Below are 17,949 nucleotides of genomic sequence, written 5' to 3' on the forward strand. Positions count from 1 at the left end.
TATGCTACTTATACGCACCATAGCACTAAGGAGCATTTTTTCTACTCCAAAGACACCACTACCACCACCACGACACAAAGTGAGGTGCAAGGGGGGAGTAGCCTAAGGGCTAGCACTATCTCTCTAAACGCGCAAGATTCTATCCTCTCAAATGGCACAAACTACCACGCTAGCAATGCGCTATCGCTAAATGCTACCAACAACTACATAGAATCTGCCCTCTCTCATAGCACGAGCAAAGACACCACCACAAACACAAGTGATAATGTGCTAGGATTTATCCCTATAAATACCAAAGACACGCACACTTTTGCAAAAGACACTACGCACACAAACTCTACTCTAAAGGCTAGCTCTATTAGCATAAATGCAAAAAACACCACTTTGCTAGGGGTAGATATACACTCACAAGATGAAGCAAGCATATCCACAGATAGCTTTAGCCTAGCAAATGTGCAAGATAGCCACTATCTAAGCACTTCTAGCAAATCTAAAAGAGTGTTTGGGCTAAAAAATAGCGAGCAAAAAGATACTCTCTCTAAGTCCCTCGCACACAAATCCAATCTCACAAGCAAAAATCTCACACTTCATAGCGATAATGACATAAATATCATCGCTTCAGATATTACTATAAGCAACGATGCTTTACTACTTAGCAAGGGCAATATAAATATACACAATGCCTACTCTACCACTACCACCACTCACTATGAGAAGCAAACAGACTTTAGCCAAGCCATAACTCAAGGGCTAAAAGCAGCTCTCACAGGTGGCATAAGCCTACTAAAAGACACAAAATGCAATGGTGGTAAGTGTAGCTTGCATACCACTATCGCAGACTACAAAGAGGACACTTCAAGCACTTATGCCAAAGAAGTCATCTCCTCAAACCTAAACATAGGCAACAATCTAGTAATAAGCAATGCTAGTAACCCAACAAGTAGTAATGCACTTTCAAGCGATAATACAGCTACAAGTAATAGCAAGGCAAGCAATATCTCCCTTGCAAGCGAGAATACTATTCCAAGCAATAGCTCATCTGCATCAAATATCTCTATACTTGGCTCAAACTTGCAAGCAAACAATATTTCACTAGATTCTGCTAATGATATAGTGATAGCTTCTGCAAAAAACTCCTACTCTACAAGCCAATCACATACACAAGGTAGTATAAGCACTACTCTAAGCGTGGGCAATGCCTATGTAGATGCGGGCTATGCAGGATATGGAGTATATCAGGCTAGCACTGCCCTTGCCAAAGCAAGCAAAGACTATGAGCATATCAAATCCTTACACAAGCAAGGCAAGGCTTCAAGTGCTGCCCTAGAAGATGCCAAGCTAAATGTAGCCCTAGCAACTGCAAATCTCACTACTTCTATGATAAACCTCACAAATGCTACTGCTTCTGCTGCCACAGCAGCTACCACAGGCTATGGCACAGGTATGTATGTGAGTGCAGGGCTTAGCCTAGCAGGTAGCAAGCAAAGCACGGATAGTGCTTCTACTATCCACACCGCTTCATTTTTGAGCTCAAACAATGACATATCTCTAAATGCTACCAATTCTATCACGCAGAAAGGCTCTCATCTACTAGCTGATAACTCTATATCTTATAAGGCAAATAATGACATAACACTGCAATCTAGCGAGGACACCTACTCAAGCAAACACTCATACAAGGACTTCTCTACTTCCATAGAGTATGGCACAAACGGCTTTGGAATGCAAGCTAGCTACTCGCAAGAGAACTCCAAAGCAAACTCCATATCACAAAACAACTCCACAAGCTATGCCAAACATATCACACTAAATACTGATAAATCTCTAAATATCATTAGCTCAAATGTAGAATCAAACACCCTAGAAGCAAACGCCAACTCTTTAAGAATAGAATCCAAATACTCTAGTCAATATGCTAAGGGCAATGGTGTATCAACTTCACTAGGCTATGGTAGCACTACAAGCAATGCTAGCACTGCACCACAAAGCCCGCTAAATAGATTTGCCAAAAATGCCAAATCTCTAAACCTATCTCTAGGAATAAGCTCTAGCAACACAGATAAAGAATGGATACAAACTCAAGCATCACTACTATCACAAGGCAGTGCCACTATCAACATACGAGGCAACACTCACCTTGCAGGTGGAATCCTCTCTAGCAGACAAGAAAAACTATCTCTAAACACCCACTCCCTCACTCACTCTCATCTATCAAGCAAAGACTATAATGACTCCAAAGCGTTTAGCCTATCGCTAAGTGCTAGTGATACAGGGCTAAACCTACACAATCAAGGACACAAAAAAGAGGGTATAGCTTATGCCACACTAGGATATGGACATATCAATATCCACACGCCAAACATTGCAAATATGCCAAGTGCTACAAATAACATAGACGCTACGAATACCATAAATTCCACAAACACTCCAAATACTATAAACACCAAAAATGTAGCAAATACCCTAGATTCTCTTTCTATAAGCACAATAGAGAATATTTCTACAAGCACGCTAGACATTTTAAACACCACAAATATGCCAAGCACATTATCAAACAACAATCAAGCAATATCTAGCGCGAATATGCCAAACTCTACTATAAACCTAGCAGATGAAGTAAACACACCAAATGCCCTAGATACTACAAGCACCCCCACACTACCTAAACCACTATCAGGGCTAAATAGAGATTTATCTCGTAGCACTACTATAACCAAAGATACTCAAACAAACGCACTAGATTCTAGTCTAAGTATAGATAATAGAATCTTTAGTAGGAATGGTAGAGGGGATATAAAAAATGATTTTTTGGAGCTAAATGATAATATCGGGCAGGTAGGAAATGCTCTGCGCTACAATATCATAAGCCAATCTATCAAAAACACTCTTCTAGATTCTGGCACAACGCTAAACAAAGAAATACAACGATACATATCTAGCACAAATGCTATCAACAATTTAGCGCAAGATGCCACATTAACGCACAATCTAAACAACCTAACCACGCTAAATCCACAACACTTACAAGACACACTTCAGCAAGCAAGTGATATAGCAAGTGTGGGTGATGGGTTTGGTGCTAGGCTTAGCCTATATAACAACACAGATACAAATCTAGGCTATGCTTATGAACCTAATCAATCTATGCAATATCACTCTAGTCAGTCCTCACAGCCACTATACACTTCACATTCTCAAAACACCATAGGGTTTAATACACGCACAAACAATCTAAACAGCTCTAGCTCTGTGATAAACACGATATTTCACGAAACAACCAACAAACCACTTCATACTTCAAATGAACAATCAGCTATCAATAGAGGCAACACTGCTGAGGGTATATGGAAACTTAAAAACTTCAACTACACAAAAGAATCCAAAAGAGAGCAAAGAGAGATTGCAAAGCAACTACGACAAGAACAAAAAGCATTTACAAAAGAGGCAAATGACAATCAAGTAAGCCAAACAACACGGCAAAGCACACAAACACAAGCAATCCGCACCGCACAAAATAACCTAACACCAATAGATAACCACCCAACACAAACAAAACTTACCACGCAGAAATGGAATGAAATATATGCGGATTCTGCTATACTTTTGCGTGGCAATGACACCTATACACAAAGCACTACTAATGCTAGCAATGGCAATGGTGTGCTTGATGAGAGGACGATATTTGTTCACGGGACTTGGTCTAATCCTAAAAAGGCTTTTGATAGTTCTTTTAGAGATGGTGTTAGAGATATTTTGCAAGATGATAGACAAGAGGACTTTGTTTGGAGTGGCAAGAATCTAAATAGTTATAGAGAAAAAGCCGCTAGAGATTTACTTCTACAAATAAATCAGCCATACAAATACAAAGACGGAGAGGAGCTAAATATCATAACTCATTCTCACGGAGGAAATATAGCAAAACTGCTTAGTCAAGCGTATGATTATGATAATAGTCCAAAGCTAAATATATTTAATTTTGGCACGCCAAATAGGGAGGATTATGTAATGAGCCCAAAAGTAGAAAAATTTTATAATATTTACAACGAACACGATTGGCTTGTGCAAGGACTTCTTGGGCGTGTAGATACTGATATTTTTAGAATAAAATTAACACAAGAAGCAATAGAACCAAACGCAATAAATGTGGCTGTCAAACGAGATTCAACTATAAAAATTTTTGTTCCTAGTCTTTTGTTAATGAATTATATTTTATTTAAAGGAGGTTATGACAACCACTCAAATTTCAAAGATATTCAAACTTTAGAAGTTTTAAAAAGGTATATGGATAGGGATAGATAATGGCTACAAACGAAATGTCAACGCTTGGTTTTTATATTATTATCTTTTTCGTTTTTTTTACTGTGTGTATTCCATTCCTATTTTTCATATATTCTTTTATTGCCCTAAACAAGGGTAAGTGGAAAAAAGCACACAAAAATTATGTAAATTATCTTTATATTGCTACTTTATTGTGTTGTGCCGCCACAGCAAAGTTGAATATCAGTTATATGATTTTTGCTATTTTTCCTACCTTGATGAGCATATCTGCTATTTTAATAATGAAAAAATTATCTACAATAAAAGCAAATGGTTTAATTCTTTGGTCTTTTATCTGTATTATTGGTTACGGAATTATTACTACGATGTTTTTTGCACTTTTCGCATTGCCTGATGATTATTTTGATATTGGATTTCCATTTATTATGACAATATTTTTTATATTTGGGTTAAATGTTTCTATAATGATGCTTTATAATGCTTATAAATTTTTGTTGCTTATTTGTGAGCGAGCAAAACAATGAAAGATAAGCTACTAAAATCTACTTTGATTGGTTGTGTTATTTGCACTCTTTTTAGTATCTTTTATGTTGGATTATACTTAGTCGCCAAACTTGATAGCGAGAGCAGTGAATCTTTCAATCTCACATTAGTTAGTATGTCGTTATGTGTTCCATTCACCGCGACAATGTATCTAGCCTATATGATAAAAGCCGAAATTATAAAATCAGCAATATTTGCCATTTCTAGTTACTTATCTTTGGCTATTTTTGTGGCTATGAGTTGTTTGGTTTGGGGAATAGATTTTTATGAGTTTGATAGGGATAGCGAAATTAGCCTAATTTATGTAATGCTTATAGTCCCGCTTACAATAATCCTATATGTATCATACCTATCTTTTGAATCTTACTGTTCTTTACGAAGTCAAACTCATATTTGGCGCAATGTCTTAGGACAGATTTTTACATACATAGGAATTATACTATTAGCACTCATTGTTTTTAGCACATTTGTTTATATTTTTGGTGGCTTAAGCCTCACAAATACGATATTATTTGTATTGTTTTTTATTTGTATGTATGGTTGCGTGTGTTTGCTAGGAAACTTGATTGACAAAAATTTCATAGCAAGGATAAAAGCCTTGATATTATTTATCATAGTCCAATTCATTTGCTTTATCGTGTTTGGTTGGTTTTTTGGATTATGAGAGGTGGCAAATGCTAAAATCACAAAATGAAATACCAAAGGGGGAATACAAAGTGAGCATTCTAGAATTTTTAGAGCAATGGTATGATAATTATCTATGGCTTTATTGCCTAAATGACAAAGCGCACCAAATGAATATCACGCGCTACACACAAAATCCTAGATTTTTTAATTTTGACATTGGAAGCGTTCAGGGCAAACTTGATGAATGCACAAATAGCGAGCCGATTTTGTGTTTTAGCCTATTTGGGCAATATAGCGATGAGAAGTGCTTGGACTCCGCGCTTTTTAGCCATTGTAAGATTTTAATGGATAATATATCGCCAAGCTATCTTAAATACGAGACTATAAGCGAAACACGAAGTAGCACAGATTTTACAAAAAATATGAAAAAGATATGTGCCATTTTAGATGATGGTGTGGATTTTAGTAGCATAAAAATTGATGAAGAATTATTAACGCTTTATAAAATATGCGAAAAAATGTATAGCAAAAATAGCGAGGGTGTTATTTTGGATAGCGATACGATGTTTTTTGTAGAGACTACAAGCAGTGGCTGGAGGATACACGCAGACATAGAGGACGGGATAGATGAGGCAAAACTCACTTGCGAATATGAAAATCCAAAGATGAAGCAATATGATGCAAAGCTATCAAAATCCCAACAAAATTGGGTAAAACTGCATTACGACCATTCGTGCTTAAGTGCTTATGGAGGTGCTATAAACCTGCGCGAAATCGTGCAATTTCTAAATGTTGTGTTGCTAGAGAATTTACAAAAGCATTGCGGAGTAGTGCTGTGAGGACTTGTAAAATCTTGCTTGCGCAAGCTAGCATAAAATGTTTAGAGAAATTTACAAAAATGGCAAACTTATCGGTGCGCTAGATAAATATGGCAATGTCATACAGGTAAAATAAATGAGTAAGTATTGTGCGTATATCCCTAGCAGTCATCTAGATTCTCAAAATTCACAAATATTTTTTGATAACAATCTATTTGCTTTCATAATGGAGCTATCAAGCCAATACAGCGTTTGGCAGGGGGAGAATGAAAGATTATGGAGAAATGTTCGCAATCAAAAAGTGGCTATCAAAAATCTTAAAAATTTTTTGAAACTTAATAGATTTATCGTGCCAAGCACAGATATTCAAAATTGGCAAACTTATGATTTGTATTTGTCTATGGCTAGAAAGAGAAATGATTATGTGTATTTCGTTGAGGAGCTGGATTTTTATTTTGTTGTGTGTGGGCAAGTGCTTTATGCCTACTCTAAGGACAAAATACCACAAAAACAATTAAGCACTTTGGCTACAAAGTATCATTTATCGTGCATTGTAGATGATACTTTGTCAAAAGCACAAAAGCCACGCTTTTCTACAAGGGCTATACATTACCGCAAACTTCAAAAACTCATAGATGAAAATATGCAAACAATAATGCTAAAATACTTTGGAATCTCCCCTGATTTGGAGGATATAAGGGTTTATAAGGACTTTGATAGCCAAAAATATATCACACAATATGCGGAGTGCTTTTATGTTACTTTGTGGAGTCATTGGCTTAGTGCTAGTGAGCGTGAGAAGTGCATACAAGATTATGTATTTGATAAAGGTGCTCTAAAAAGTGATATGCAAAAAATGAAACACAGAATGCAGTGTGAGCAAAAATTGCTAGATTTTATGCTTTGGATATATAAGAGTTTTAGCGTTTATAAGTCTGGTATTCATAGATATAAAGATACAATCTTGCTTTATCAAACCTCTTATGATGAATTTGTTTTGGATTTTTATAGGCTAGTGAGAAATGGAGGTGGCTTTTGGTGGTATATCACAGAGGAAAAAACTTGGGTTATCGCAAGCGAGGAGTATGTGCTGACTTTTATATCTTTTAGCAATGCTACAAAAATAAAAAATGAAGCAAAAAACCGTGATTTGTTTATACTGCACTAAGATTTTTGGCTTGTCGCGCATAAAATGCTGAAGCAGAGGATAGTGGCAACAAACAAACGCTAAGGCTTAGATTTTATTGGGATAAGCATTAAAGATTACAAAAAGGAGATAATAGAAAATGAGATATGCTAGGCTTTACGAAGTTTTGCAGACAATTTATGAGTATTATCCTAGAAATGTCTCATACAATGAGCGTAAAAAATACGAATCTTTGCCACAAGCAGAGCGATTGCGTCAAGTAAGGAAAATGGCAATCAAAGATGAGGACACAAAAGAAAATCTCTCCACACTTATGAAAGATATTTTTAGCCCACAATATGCCTTGAAAGATTGTGTAGATTTGCGCAATGATGTGTCTTATCTATACTATGTTTTGTTGCACAAAAATCAAAAGCCATTAGATTTTGATACAGATTTAGCTATTGCACTAGGTGGGTGTTTTTATTATCTTCAGGTAGTGATAAGCTATTTGGCAAAGTATTATTTTTATTTTGTGAGTTTTTCTAAGCACAATGCAGAAGCCAAAGAAAGTGAAAATGCGTGGATTTTTAGAGATATTTTTTGTGATTGTGAGTTTGAAAAAGTGCAAAATAAGCTGATTGATATTCCGCAGGTAAAAATGCTTGATGAGAGGCTAGAAAAGATGGGATTTGCATTTGTGCCAAAAGAAATTCTTACGCATCGTTTGGAGGATATAGAGACACAATGCAGTAATTTTGGACAGACTTTGGTGTATGATTGTATATTTTCAAATGTTTTATCTATCCATAGGGGTAATGATTAGCGTTTGTTGTGGGGATTTAGATAAATATGACAAGTCATAAAAACAGATAGACAAGGACTATGAGGCAAATGAATCAAAATTTTTATGAAAATCTAAAAAATGCACTATGCAATAGCGATATAGATTTTTTGCAGACATATAGAGACAAATACGATATAAATCATTGTTTTGCAGATGAGGATAATGATAACTTGCTTTTGTATGCTATGAGCGACAAAGGCTCTAGCGCGTATAAATATTTACTAGAAAATGGTGCAGATATAGGGCATATAAATGCTCTTGGAGAGGGGATTTGGCATAGTATGGCTTTTTGCGATGAAGTATCTCGGGTGGAGTTACTTTTATCGCTCTACCCTCATAGCTTGCACTCTATAAACCACCAAAACAAAGAGGGATTTACCCCACTTCACTACGCGATAATGTTTGGCAATGTAAATGTAGCAATGCGCTATGTAGATATTGGCGCAGATGTCTTTGTCGCAGATAATGAGGGCTGTGAAGCACTGCATTTTGCCTGCCTATTTGTATTTGCAAATCATATAGACAACCTTAGGCTTACCAAAAAGCTCATACAAAAAGGCTCAAACCCTCTCTCAAAAACAAAAAAGGGCAATTATCCGCTAGCCCTTGCGATAAATAATGATTTGACAGAGGTGGTAAAGTATCTGTATGCTATCGTGTATGGATAGCCTACCTGCGCACAAGAGAGGTCATAACGGTATGGAGACAACGCTCAAAATAAAATTATCCCTACAAGAAGCTAGCGTGCTATATAGCTCTGATATAAAGATAGAGGTTCTCTGCGAAGATGACATTGGAGATAGTGAGGTATTGCACAAGAAACTAGAACTTTTTAGTCAAAATATATGCAACAAAGGTGCTATATCACAAAGTGGAGAGATTATTTGTGATGAAAACATTGTCATTTTAAAAAATACAAATAATGTAGTTTTGGATATGTGGAAAGGCTATAATGCAAAGTTTTTAAGCCAATCTCGTGCGATTAGTGCTATAAGACTACAAATAGATTTTAATGAAGTAGTTTATTTGGTATGCACTTTTGAGGAGGTTTTAGGAATCGTCAATTATTTACTAGAATCTATGCTACATAGCTTTGATATACAAAATAATCCCACACAAAAAGGAATAATAATAGAATCTTTGATAGATAAATTGCTTGAAGTTGGGGATTTTGAGTAGTGCAAATGAGGTGGGTAAAGAAATCAAGTAAGCAAAGAAAGACAGATTTTGTTAAAAAAATAAAAAATAAGGTGGAAAAATGAATAACACACAATCAAAAACATCTGCAAAATCCCTTGCAAAAAACTCTTGTAAAACCAATCTTGCAAAGCCCATTGCAAAATCATTTGCAGAGGATTTTATAAATGATTTTGTCGAAGAATACACTACAAATAGTGAATCTAAAAGGGTTCTCTCCAAAATCCAAAAATATCAAAAAGGTAAATTGTTATGGAGTATCGAGCCAATCGCTCTAAATATAGATATTGATAGTGATTTTGCAGAAAATGAAACGCTAGATGAGGATTTTGCTATATATTTGCAATATGAGTTTCTTGCTTGGAAAAATGACAAAAATGAGCTAGTAAGTGAGCCAAAAACATATTATTCTAAGCAATACACAAGACTAGAGAGCAAAAATGGAATAACCATATTTAAAACACTTGATGGGCAATACATAAATGGAAAAATAGAGCTATATGAAAAAGATGAAAAAATCAGTGAATGGGAAGTGAAGAATGGACTATATTTCGGGGTGGCTAGGGATTATGATAATGGAGTGCTAGAGAGGGAAGTTCGATTTGTAAATGGGCTGTATGAGGGAATATCTGTAATTTTTTCTCAACAAAGTGAGATAATGTTTCTCGCTAAATACAAACAAGATAAGCTAATATGGGAAATAGACTATACAGGCAAAAATAGCACTAATACGCAGCTTAGTGTGTATTTGGACGAGGACACATACCCTAGTGGCACAATCATAAATAAAGACTTTATATCTACGCTTGAAATGGAATACTATGAAATAAAGAAAGGTAGCCATTCAAAAATAAAGTCATTTTGTGGCAATATTTTTAAGAATATCGCTTGCATTCTTCTAAAACCGCTACGAACAAATACATAACAAATGCTTTATAAGGAATATCTAAAAATGAATGCTATGACAGAGCACAAAGCGATTTTAAAAATATTTGGAAGTGATTGGGACAAAAATCAAAATAGAGGTTGTAGAATGACAAACATAAGCAGATTCTTACAGATTGGACAAAGGCTATATCACAGCACGGACAAAATCTATGCGGATTTTGTCAAATCTCTAGAAACTTTGCCATATATAGATATGGATTCTAAAATCCTCAAAGAATATTTAGAGATTGCAAAGGTGGCAAATGGACTTTGTGCTTTTGAGGAATGCTTGATTTTGTATCCATATCATTTAGCGGGCGAGAGGATGACAAACCTTGCAGAAGTTGATAGTGTTTTATCCATAAACAAAAGCGAGTGGAAAAAAGCCTATCGCAGCATTGAGGAGTGTTTCTTGTTTGCGCGCAATGTCTTAGGAGAGCATTTTGGGCTAAATTCAACGCATATTATTCAGTTTTTCCCCGATTTGGGAGATGTAAGAGAGATTGCTAGTAGTTTTGAGGAATTTTTAGGCATTATGCTTGAGTGTTATCCTCATCTGTGTGGATATGATGAAGCACAAGCGTATAGAGGACAAGGAGAAGTGATTGAATTTGGTAAAGTATTGTGTCCAAAGATTCCCTACATTTTGGGCGGGGAGGATAGCGGGCTAACTAGGCTAGATTTTGGTGAATTTAGCACATTGTATGCGGATATTTACACACAGACAAAAGATTTGCCCGATGGAGCGCAGATAGAGATTGAGATTGTTTAGAATAAGAAATTAAGATTTTTAAATGGAGTTATTTTGGATTCTTTTGATTTTAAAAGATTATATGAGAGTATTAAGTTAGTTTTGGACTTGGACTACAAGATAGAATCTCTGCATTATGATAGTGGAAGTTTTGGCAATTTTGTCATTGTGCTTCAAAAAGACGAAAAATACATACAAATCCAAAACGACAGAGGAAACAAGATTTTTGTAGATAGGGGTATCAAGTCTAAAAATAATCTCCAATGGAAAGAAATCTATGAGATAGACATAATTGATAATGAGTATGAAGCATTAAAGAAATTATGCGATGATTTAGCTCAAAAAGGATTTTTGAATGACTAATTTTGTAGTTATTTGGTTCTATTTGCCAAAGTTACTAAAATCTGCAAGACACATTAAGAATTAGGAAAATAAGAATTTGCAAAATCATACAATCAACAAAGATGAATATCTACATACAATGACTAAAAAGAGTGGTATAACTCACATAGATTGCAAAATACCAAAACTTACCACAGCACTTTTGATATTACTTGTGTTGTCTAGTGCATTTGGTGATAGCATATCTGCGGATAATATAGAGCAGCTAAATCAGCAAAGAAATCAATACAACTCCTACCAAGAATCCCTAAAAGACGCTATTATCCCCTCTCTATCAAGCCAAAAAACCAATGAAATCTCACAAGATAGCCAAGAAAATCAAGCAAACCAACAAGCAGAAAGACAACAAGCAGAGGGAGAGGGGCGAATGGAGGAGCAAATACAAAGGCAAGTAGATGGGCAAAGCCAAGACACACTTCAATACTCGCAAAAATCCAATCCAACTTGCTTTTGGGTGGATTATATCGCGCTTACCTCGCCATTTCCTAAGCAAAAAGTCCAAAAAGAGTTTGGTTTTTTGCAGCCGATATTTGACTCCTATTCGCACAAATGCCTTGAGTCTAGCGACATAGCTACCTTGCTAAATGCCCTAAAGCACAAAGCCATAAAAAAGGGCTACATAACCACTAGCTTTGGACTAAAGCCACAAAATCTTAGCACAAAAAGACTTCTAATCACTTTGCAGACTTCTACCATAAGCGACATACTCATAGACAATCCCAAATATGCGCGACTTTTGCGCAAAGACTATGGCATAAAGATAGGGGATTTTCTAAATATCACTGCTATTGAGCGTGGGCTGTATAGCTACAAGCGACTGCGGAGTGTCTCGCCTAGGATTCACTTAGAATCTCACTTGCAATCTAACCAACAACCAAACTTGCAATCTAGTTTAGAGTCAAACACCAAATCAAACCCACAAACTCCACAATCTACACAAGACACCCAATCTAGCAAAGACACCACCCAAGCAGTCCAAATCCCCCAAACAAAAATCCACCTCCACCACCAAGCAAAAACTTTAGGTAAAATCTATGCGCCATTTTATGGAGCTATAAGCATAGACAATGCAGGTAGCAGGGCAACAAATATCTACCAAACTTCTTTGCAGTTTGGGCTAGAAAATCTAGCAGGACTAGCAGAGAAGCTAAGTGCGTATTTTGTCTCTACACCCCTTTGGGATAAGCAAAAGAGTAGCATTTATACTTCTTTGGATTTTTCTATGCCTATTAGGCGAGTGCTTTTGAGCGCGTCTGGCTCTTATGCTTGGTATGCCCAAAGCATAGATATAGCCAAAAACACACTTAGCTATAATGGATACTTAGCAAATATGGACATAAAAGCGCAGGTTCTTGTGTTTATGAATGCAAATCATCGCTTAAGCCTAAGTCTAGGGCTTGGCAAGAGATGGGCAAAAAACTACTTAGAAAAAATTGAGCTTATCACACAGAGGCGAAATCTAAGCAATATCTATGCAGGAGTGCATTATCTACGCTCTTTTAGGCAGGCTTCATTTGACATAAGTATAGGCATAAAGCAGGGTATAAAGGCACTTGGTGCTATGGATAATTTCCCTACCACTTCTAATGATTCTAAGCCGAATTTCTTTTATACGATTCCTACCATAGACACTTCGGCGTATATTCCATTTGGGAGTGAAAATCATAGATTTGTATACACAGGATTTGTAAAAACGCAGGTTTCTCGCACGCAACTATATGCTAGCGAGAAACTAAGCTTGGGTGGTATATATAGTGTGAGGGGGTTTGATAGCTTGGTGCTAAGTGGGGAAGTAGGCGTGCTATATCGCAATGACTTTAGCTACTATGCCAAATCCGTATATGGTGTTAGGTTTGTGCCAAGTATTGGGCTAGATATGGGATATAGCCTAAGTCTATATGAGAAGCCCACTTTAGATAAGCTACTAGCAGGTGGTGGAGTGGGGCTAAAGCTATATGTTTCCAAATATTTCAACGCAGAAGTGTGGGGATATGTCCCGCTATATAATCCTAGCAAGCTAGATAAAAGGCATTTTTATTTTAGCGTGGGGAGTATGTTTTGAAGTATTTTGGCAAAAGCAAAATCTCATATATTTCGCCCTATTTCTATACTTAATCTCACCTCCCCAACGCTAAACTCCCCTAAATCCCCATCACACCATAAACATAATCTTTGCTAGTAGTGTAACCACCACGCCGATAGCAAATACAAGCGTGTGGATTCCTATATATTTGCCGATAGGATTTGGCTTTTTTAGGATAAAGTGAAATGATAGCGACATTATCACAAGCGCAAATATACAGCTTGCTAGCAAAATCTTTATCATAAAGATTTTTTGAAATGTCGTAGTGAAAAATCCCGCTTCAAGCCCGATATAGCTACTTGCCATCATTCCACCACTAAGAAACAAAGTAAGCACCACAAAAGGCATAAACTTTGTGATACGCCCCTCTATACTCTCGCATACACGACTAAAGGTGTCTTTGTCAAGGTGTTTGCTTACAAATCTCATCACCACCACATCAAAAAACAAATAGCCTATGAAAATGATAGCACAGAATAAATGCACGATTTGCGCATAAGGGTAGATTGCCTGCATTATTACTCCTTTGGATTGTTGTTATGATTTTGCATTTTGTTTTGCCATTTTGCAAAGCCCATTTGCTTCATTATCTTTTGCGTTATTTGTGTGGCTTGTGGCAAAGATTGGCAAACATTACAAAGGCTGGATAAAAGCGCGCGGATTTTATCCACTCATAGTAAATGAGGATATTTTTTGTGAAAAATTTTGTTACAATAAGCCACAAAAAATGCTCATAAATCCCAAGCAAATCAAAAGGAGCAAAAATGGAGCTAACAAATAGTATCAATAGTTTTAATGAAGCAAAGCAAGTGATTGTAGGTGGGGTAAATTCGCCTGTGAGGGCGTTTCAAAGTGTGGGTGGGACACCGCCCTTTATCGCAAAGGGTAAGGGCTATGAGATTTATGACATTGATGGGAATTGCTATGTGGATTTTGTCCAAAGCTGGGGGGCATTGCTACTAGGGCACGCTCACCAAGAGGTAGAATCTGCCGTGATAGAAGCGGCAAAAAACGGACTAAGTTTTGGTGCGCCAACTACGCTAGAAACTGCGCTTGTCAAGGAGATTTTGCCCTGCTATGAGGGGCTAGAAAAAATGCGCCTTGTAAATTCTGGCACAGAGGCTACGATGAGTGCGATTCGTTTAGCCCGAGCTTATACTAGCAGGGAGGACATTATCAAGTTTGATGGCTGCTATCACGGGCATAGCGATAGCTTGCTAGTGAGTGCGGGAAGTGGGTGTGCGACATTTGGGCATCCTAGCTCGCCGGGCGTTATAGAGGATTTGGGCAAGCATACACTTGTGGCAAGGTATAATGATATAGATTCTGTGCGCTCGTGCATATCTGCTAGCGAGGCAAATGGCAAAGGGGTTGCCTGCATAATCATAGAGCCTATTGCTGGGAATATGGGGCTTGTGCCTGCAAAAGAGGAGTTTTTGAGTGGGCTAAGAGAGCTATGTGATAAACACGCAATCGTGCTAATCATAGATGAAGTGATGAGTGGATTTCGCGCAGGGCTAAATGGTGTCCAAAGTTTTATAAATCTAAAACCTGATTTGGCTACATTTGGCAAAGTCATCGGCGGAGGTATGCCTCTAGCGGCGTTTGGTGGAAGTGAGGAGATAATGCGACTTCTCTCTCCACAAGGTGCTGTATATCAAGCAGGCACGCTAAGTGGCAATCCTATCGCTACAAGTGCAGGGCTAGCCACACTTCGCTTCATAAAGTCAAAAGGTGTGCAGCTTTACTCACGGCTTCAATCCCTAGCCACACGGCTGACAGAGGGGCTAAAATCCCAAGCCAAGCAGCACAATATCGTGCTAGAAACTTCTGTGAGGGGAAGTATGTTTGGGGTGTTTTTTATGGGGCAGGGGCAAAGGGGCGAGGAATGGCTAAAATCTAGCAACGGCGTGCAAAACTTTGATGATGCAAAAAAAGCAGATACCGAGCTATTTGCACGATTTCATAGGGAAATGCTAAGTCGTGGCGTGTATCTTGCTTGTTCGCAGTTTGAGACGGGGTTTGTGTGCGAGCCGATGAATGAAGAGCTAATTGATACCGTGCTAGATAGGGCAAGTGATTCTTTTAAGACACTAGGGTAGCGCAAAAAGGCACATAAATGCAAGAGAAGCAAGAAAAAAGCACACAAGAAAAAGAGTCGCTAGATTTGGCTGACTCTGCAAGCAAGACTGACACGGCAAAATCTTTAGAATCAACAAAACCCTCAAAATCCACAGAATCTGCAGATTTTGAGGGTTTGATAGATTTTAAAGACACCGCAGATTCTGCTCGTGCTCAAAAAGTCCAAAAAGTCATCAATGGTGCGTATGATTTGAGTCTAGGCATATCTATCGTGGTGGCGATACTGCTAGGACTTGGGATAGGGTATGTATTGCAGCGAATCAGCGGAAGTGTGTGGCTATTGTGGCTTGGGATTTTTTGGGGAGTGGCAGCAGCGGGGCTAAATATCCACAAAGCCTATAAGCGCACAAAAGCCGAGCTAGATGCACTAGCAGATGACCCAAGATATAGCTACAAAAAGCATAGCACAAATGATGAGGACGACTAGGTGGGTTAGCTGCTTTGGTGTGTCGCTTAGTATAGTTTTTTGGTTTTTACCCCTTTTTCGTTTTTGCGCTTTTGCGTTTTTGTCGGGATTTATCCTAAAATCTCTTTATATATTATTGCTATATACTCTTGGCACATATTTTTATAAATAGCTTTGATAGACTTAGCACAAAATCTAGCACACTAAATATTTAGAATCTGCAATGCACCCACTAACTATTTTCCCTACATTTTTGTGTGCGAAAAATAAACGCCATTCAAACAAAAATCTATAAAAATTTGCTTTTGTTGCCTTGCTTTAAGCCTACTACCAAGTAAATTTTGTTACAATTCATTTACAAATCCCAAAAAGATAGAGTCTTTTAAGCTATATTTAATTTGCATTTCATTTAGGATTTTTGTTTGAGGCAAGTCTATCTGGCAGTCTCATTTAGCAGAATTATTTGACTAAATAGCACTATGCCAAACCACATAAATAGCTACAAAATATTGAAAACGGAGCAAATCTTTGGCACATACACTGCATAGCACGATTTTAGAAAGCACCATTTTTACGCAAAAGATTCTTTTTGCGCTTCCTTTTTGTGCTATCGCTTTTTGTGTGTCGTTTTTTGCGGTGTTTTTGCTTATCCGCTTTAGCAAAAAGCACACGATTTTGGCAGATTCGCTTATGGATAGAGATTCTTACCCCAATCCAATTTCAACCCCTATTTCAAACCCACTTGCAAATCCCATTACGAAATCTAGTAGAGCAGATTCCCTAGATTTTGCAAAGAAATTAGCTTGTGTTTTTTCTCCATTTTCTACGCGCCCATCATCTCACTATCCCACGCCAAAAGCTGGCGGAGTGGGAATCATACTTGGCGTGTGCGCGGTGTTTTTGGGTGCGGGGCTATATGTGCATTTCACTTTTTATATGCTTGGTGGATTTATCGTGTTTTTAAGCGGATTTATCAAAGATATGGGGTTTAGGTTTGGGCTCAAAGTTTGCGTATTTTTGCAATGTGTCGGGGTGTTTTTGAGCCTTTTGGGACTTGATATTTGGCTAAAATCTCTAGGACTTGGATTTGAGCTACCATATATCGGTGGGCTAATGCTTAGCATTGTCCTTATCGTAGGGCTTTGCAATGCAGTGAATCTAATTGATAAATTTAATGGCTTAAGCGGTGGATTTGTCCTATGTGTGAGCCTCTCCATAATGAGTGTCGCTATGAGCGTAGATATACTTTCTTTAGCGATTATTTCAGCGATTTTGGGTAGTGCGGTGCTTGGATTTTTGGTGCTAAATTTCCCGAGTGGTAGAGTGTTTTTGGGTAGTGGTGGGGCGTATTTTTTGGGATATTGCTTAGCGATGATTTTGGTGATACTTACACAGACTAGCTATTCTATCGTTAGCCCTTGGTATGCGCTATGTGTGGTGATATATCCTGTGTGGGAAATGCTGTTTTTATTTTTTAGACGCAAAATCTTGGAGAAAAAAGACTCCTTGCCTTTTCATACGCTTCTTTTTAGGCGTTTGGGGAGCAACCCTCTCACTTCTTTGCTTATGCTGTGTGCGCAGATTCCTTTTATCGCACTTGCTACGCTTTTTTATGCCAATTCTTTGGCACTAGCGATGACTTGTGCGGTGTTTGTCGTTATCTACACGATGATGTATAACAAATTTGTCGCACAATAATTACACAATAAAATCTTACAACATCTAAGTAGCCTTGTGTAAGTAAAAATAGCGTGAAATACGCAAAAATAAGGCTTTGCTAAAATCCATAAAATCTCAACATA

The 17,949-nt window shown here is 37.5% G+C and carries 16 protein-coding genes; 15 read left to right on the forward strand and 1 reads right to left on the reverse strand.

Translation table 11 applies throughout. The features are described 5' to 3' along the window. The 12 genes from CQA40_RS01455 to CQA40_RS01510 form a co-directional block, all read left to right on the forward strand. Nucleotides 1-4,299 (forward strand): hemagglutinin repeat-containing protein (locus CQA40_RS01455; protein ID WP_147290134.1); only part of this gene is annotated, 4,299 nt, incomplete at its 5' end. Beyond that, entirely contained in the window at nt 4,299-4,802 is a 504-nt protein-coding gene (locus CQA40_RS01460) for a hypothetical protein (protein WP_115519222.1), read from the forward strand. The genes CQA40_RS01455 and CQA40_RS01460, both read left to right, overlap by 1 nt. Further along, nucleotides 4,799-5,485, forward strand: coding sequence for a hypothetical protein (locus CQA40_RS01465; protein WP_115519223.1), 687 nt, complete (start codon nt 4,799-4,801; stop codon nt 5,483-5,485). The genes CQA40_RS01460 and CQA40_RS01465 overlap by 4 nt, the downstream gene beginning before the upstream one ends. Before the next feature lie 10 nt (nt 5,486-5,495). Then, nucleotides 5,496-6,287 (forward strand): hypothetical protein, encoded by a 792-nt coding sequence (locus CQA40_RS01470; protein ID WP_115519224.1) that lies wholly within the window; start codon nt 5,496-5,498, stop codon nt 6,285-6,287. Between the two features lie 115 nt (nt 6,288-6,402). After that, complete coding sequence (locus tag CQA40_RS01475) at nt 6,403-7,434, forward strand: hypothetical protein (RefSeq protein WP_115519225.1); 1,032 nt, start codon at nt 6,403-6,405, stop codon at nt 7,432-7,434. Nucleotides 7,435-7,552: 118 nt separating this feature from the next. After that, nucleotides 7,553-8,218, forward strand: a complete 666-nt coding sequence (locus CQA40_RS01480; protein ID WP_115519226.1) for a hypothetical protein — start codon at nt 7,553-7,555, stop codon at nt 8,216-8,218. 68 nt (nt 8,219-8,286) lie between these two features. After that, nucleotides 8,287-8,907 carry an ankyrin repeat domain-containing protein gene (locus CQA40_RS01485; RefSeq protein WP_181882789.1) on the forward strand — a complete coding sequence of 207 codons (621 nt, stop codon included), beginning with the start codon at nt 8,287-8,289 and terminating at the stop codon, nt 8,905-8,907. Continuing rightward, complete coding sequence (locus CQA40_RS01490) at nt 8,888-9,418, forward strand: hypothetical protein (RefSeq protein WP_147290135.1); 531 nt, start codon at nt 8,888-8,890, stop codon at nt 9,416-9,418. The genes CQA40_RS01485 and CQA40_RS01490 overlap by 20 nt, the downstream gene beginning before the upstream one ends. A 79-nt stretch (nt 9,419-9,497) precedes the next feature. Further along, the gene (locus CQA40_RS01495) at nt 9,498-10,361 is read left to right on the forward strand and encodes a hypothetical protein (RefSeq protein ID WP_115519229.1); all 864 of its coding nucleotides are present in this window, start codon (nt 9,498-9,500) and stop codon (nt 10,359-10,361) included. 27 nt (nt 10,362-10,388) lie between these two features. Further along, nucleotides 10,389-11,135, forward strand: coding sequence for an SMI1/KNR4 family protein (locus CQA40_RS01500; RefSeq protein WP_115519230.1), 747 nt, complete (start codon nt 10,389-10,391; stop codon nt 11,133-11,135). A gap of 33 nt (nt 11,136-11,168) precedes the next feature. After that, entirely contained in the window at nt 11,169-11,477 is a 309-nt protein-coding gene (locus tag CQA40_RS01505) for a hypothetical protein (protein WP_115519231.1), read from the forward strand. A 76-nt stretch (nt 11,478-11,553) separates the two neighbouring features. Continuing rightward, nucleotides 11,554-13,578 (forward strand): ShlB/FhaC/HecB family hemolysin secretion/activation protein, encoded by a 2,025-nt coding sequence (locus CQA40_RS01510; RefSeq protein WP_115519232.1) that lies wholly within the window; start codon nt 11,554-11,556, stop codon nt 13,576-13,578. Nucleotides 13,579-13,668: 90 nt separating this feature from the next. Here CQA40_RS01510 and CQA40_RS01515 read toward each other — a convergent pair whose 3' ends face one another. After that, on the reverse strand, nt 13,669-14,115 hold the full coding sequence (locus CQA40_RS01515) for a hypothetical protein (RefSeq protein ID WP_023926897.1): 447 nt from the start codon (nt 14,113-14,115) through the stop codon (nt 13,669-13,671). Between the two features lie 248 nt (nt 14,116-14,363). On the opposite strand from CQA40_RS01515, the gene hemL reads away from it, so the two are divergent. From hemL to CQA40_RS01535, 3 genes are all read left to right on the forward strand, one after another. Further along, nucleotides 14,364-15,701: a glutamate-1-semialdehyde 2,1-aminomutase gene (gene hemL / locus CQA40_RS01525; RefSeq protein ID WP_115519234.1), complete on the forward strand. Its 1,338-nt coding sequence runs from the start codon at nt 14,364-14,366 to the stop codon at nt 15,699-15,701. A gap of 17 nt (nt 15,702-15,718) precedes the next feature. After that, nucleotides 15,719-16,168 carry an AtpZ/AtpI family protein gene (locus CQA40_RS11780; RefSeq protein WP_115519235.1) on the forward strand — a complete coding sequence of 150 codons (450 nt, stop codon included), beginning with the start codon at nt 15,719-15,721 and terminating at the stop codon, nt 16,166-16,168. A 507-nt stretch (nt 16,169-16,675) separates the two neighbouring features. Next, nucleotides 16,676-17,845 (forward strand): MraY family glycosyltransferase, encoded by a 1,170-nt coding sequence (locus tag CQA40_RS01535; RefSeq protein WP_115519236.1) that lies wholly within the window; start codon nt 16,676-16,678, stop codon nt 17,843-17,845. Nucleotides 17,846-17,949: the final 104 nt, after the last annotated feature.

Origin of the sequence: Helicobacter sp. MIT 01-3238 (assembly GCF_003364135.1) — a bacterium.
Lineage (GTDB): Bacteria > Campylobacterota > Campylobacteria > Campylobacterales > Helicobacteraceae > Helicobacter_B.

What these genes read in the sequence shown, in the direction of transcription:
- CQA40_RS01500 (WP_115519230.1), top strand. Translation starts at nt 10,389, where the DNA reads ATGAATGCTATGACAGAGCACAAAGCGATTTTAAAAATATTTGGAAGT.
- CQA40_RS01460 (WP_115519222.1), top strand. Translation starts at nt 4,299, where the DNA reads ATGGCTACAAACGAAATGTCAACGCTTGGTTTTTATATTATTATCTTT.
- CQA40_RS01485 (WP_181882789.1), top strand. Translation starts at nt 8,287, where the DNA reads ATGAATCAAAATTTTTATGAAAATCTAAAAAATGCACTATGCAATAGC.
- hemL (WP_115519234.1), top strand. Translation starts at nt 14,364, where the DNA reads ATGGAGCTAACAAATAGTATCAATAGTTTTAATGAAGCAAAGCAAGTG.
- CQA40_RS01495 (WP_115519229.1), top strand. Translation starts at nt 9,498, where the DNA reads ATGAATAACACACAATCAAAAACATCTGCAAAATCCCTTGCAAAAAAC.
- CQA40_RS01480 (WP_115519226.1), top strand. Translation starts at nt 7,553, where the DNA reads ATGAGATATGCTAGGCTTTACGAAGTTTTGCAGACAATTTATGAGTAT.
- CQA40_RS01490 (WP_147290135.1), top strand. Translation starts at nt 8,888, where the DNA reads ATGCTATCGTGTATGGATAGCCTACCTGCGCACAAGAGAGGTCATAAC.
- CQA40_RS01475 (WP_115519225.1), top strand. Translation starts at nt 6,403, where the DNA reads ATGAGTAAGTATTGTGCGTATATCCCTAGCAGTCATCTAGATTCTCAA.
- CQA40_RS01515 (WP_023926897.1), bottom strand. Translation starts at nt 14,115, where the DNA reads ATGCAGGCAATCTACCCTTATGCGCAAATCGTGCATTTATTCTGTGCT.
- CQA40_RS01470 (WP_115519224.1), top strand. Translation starts at nt 5,496, where the DNA reads ATGCTAAAATCACAAAATGAAATACCAAAGGGGGAATACAAAGTGAGC.
- CQA40_RS01465 (WP_115519223.1), top strand. Translation starts at nt 4,799, where the DNA reads ATGAAAGATAAGCTACTAAAATCTACTTTGATTGGTTGTGTTATTTGC.
- CQA40_RS11780 (WP_115519235.1), top strand. Translation starts at nt 15,719, where the DNA reads ATGCAAGAGAAGCAAGAAAAAAGCACACAAGAAAAAGAGTCGCTAGAT.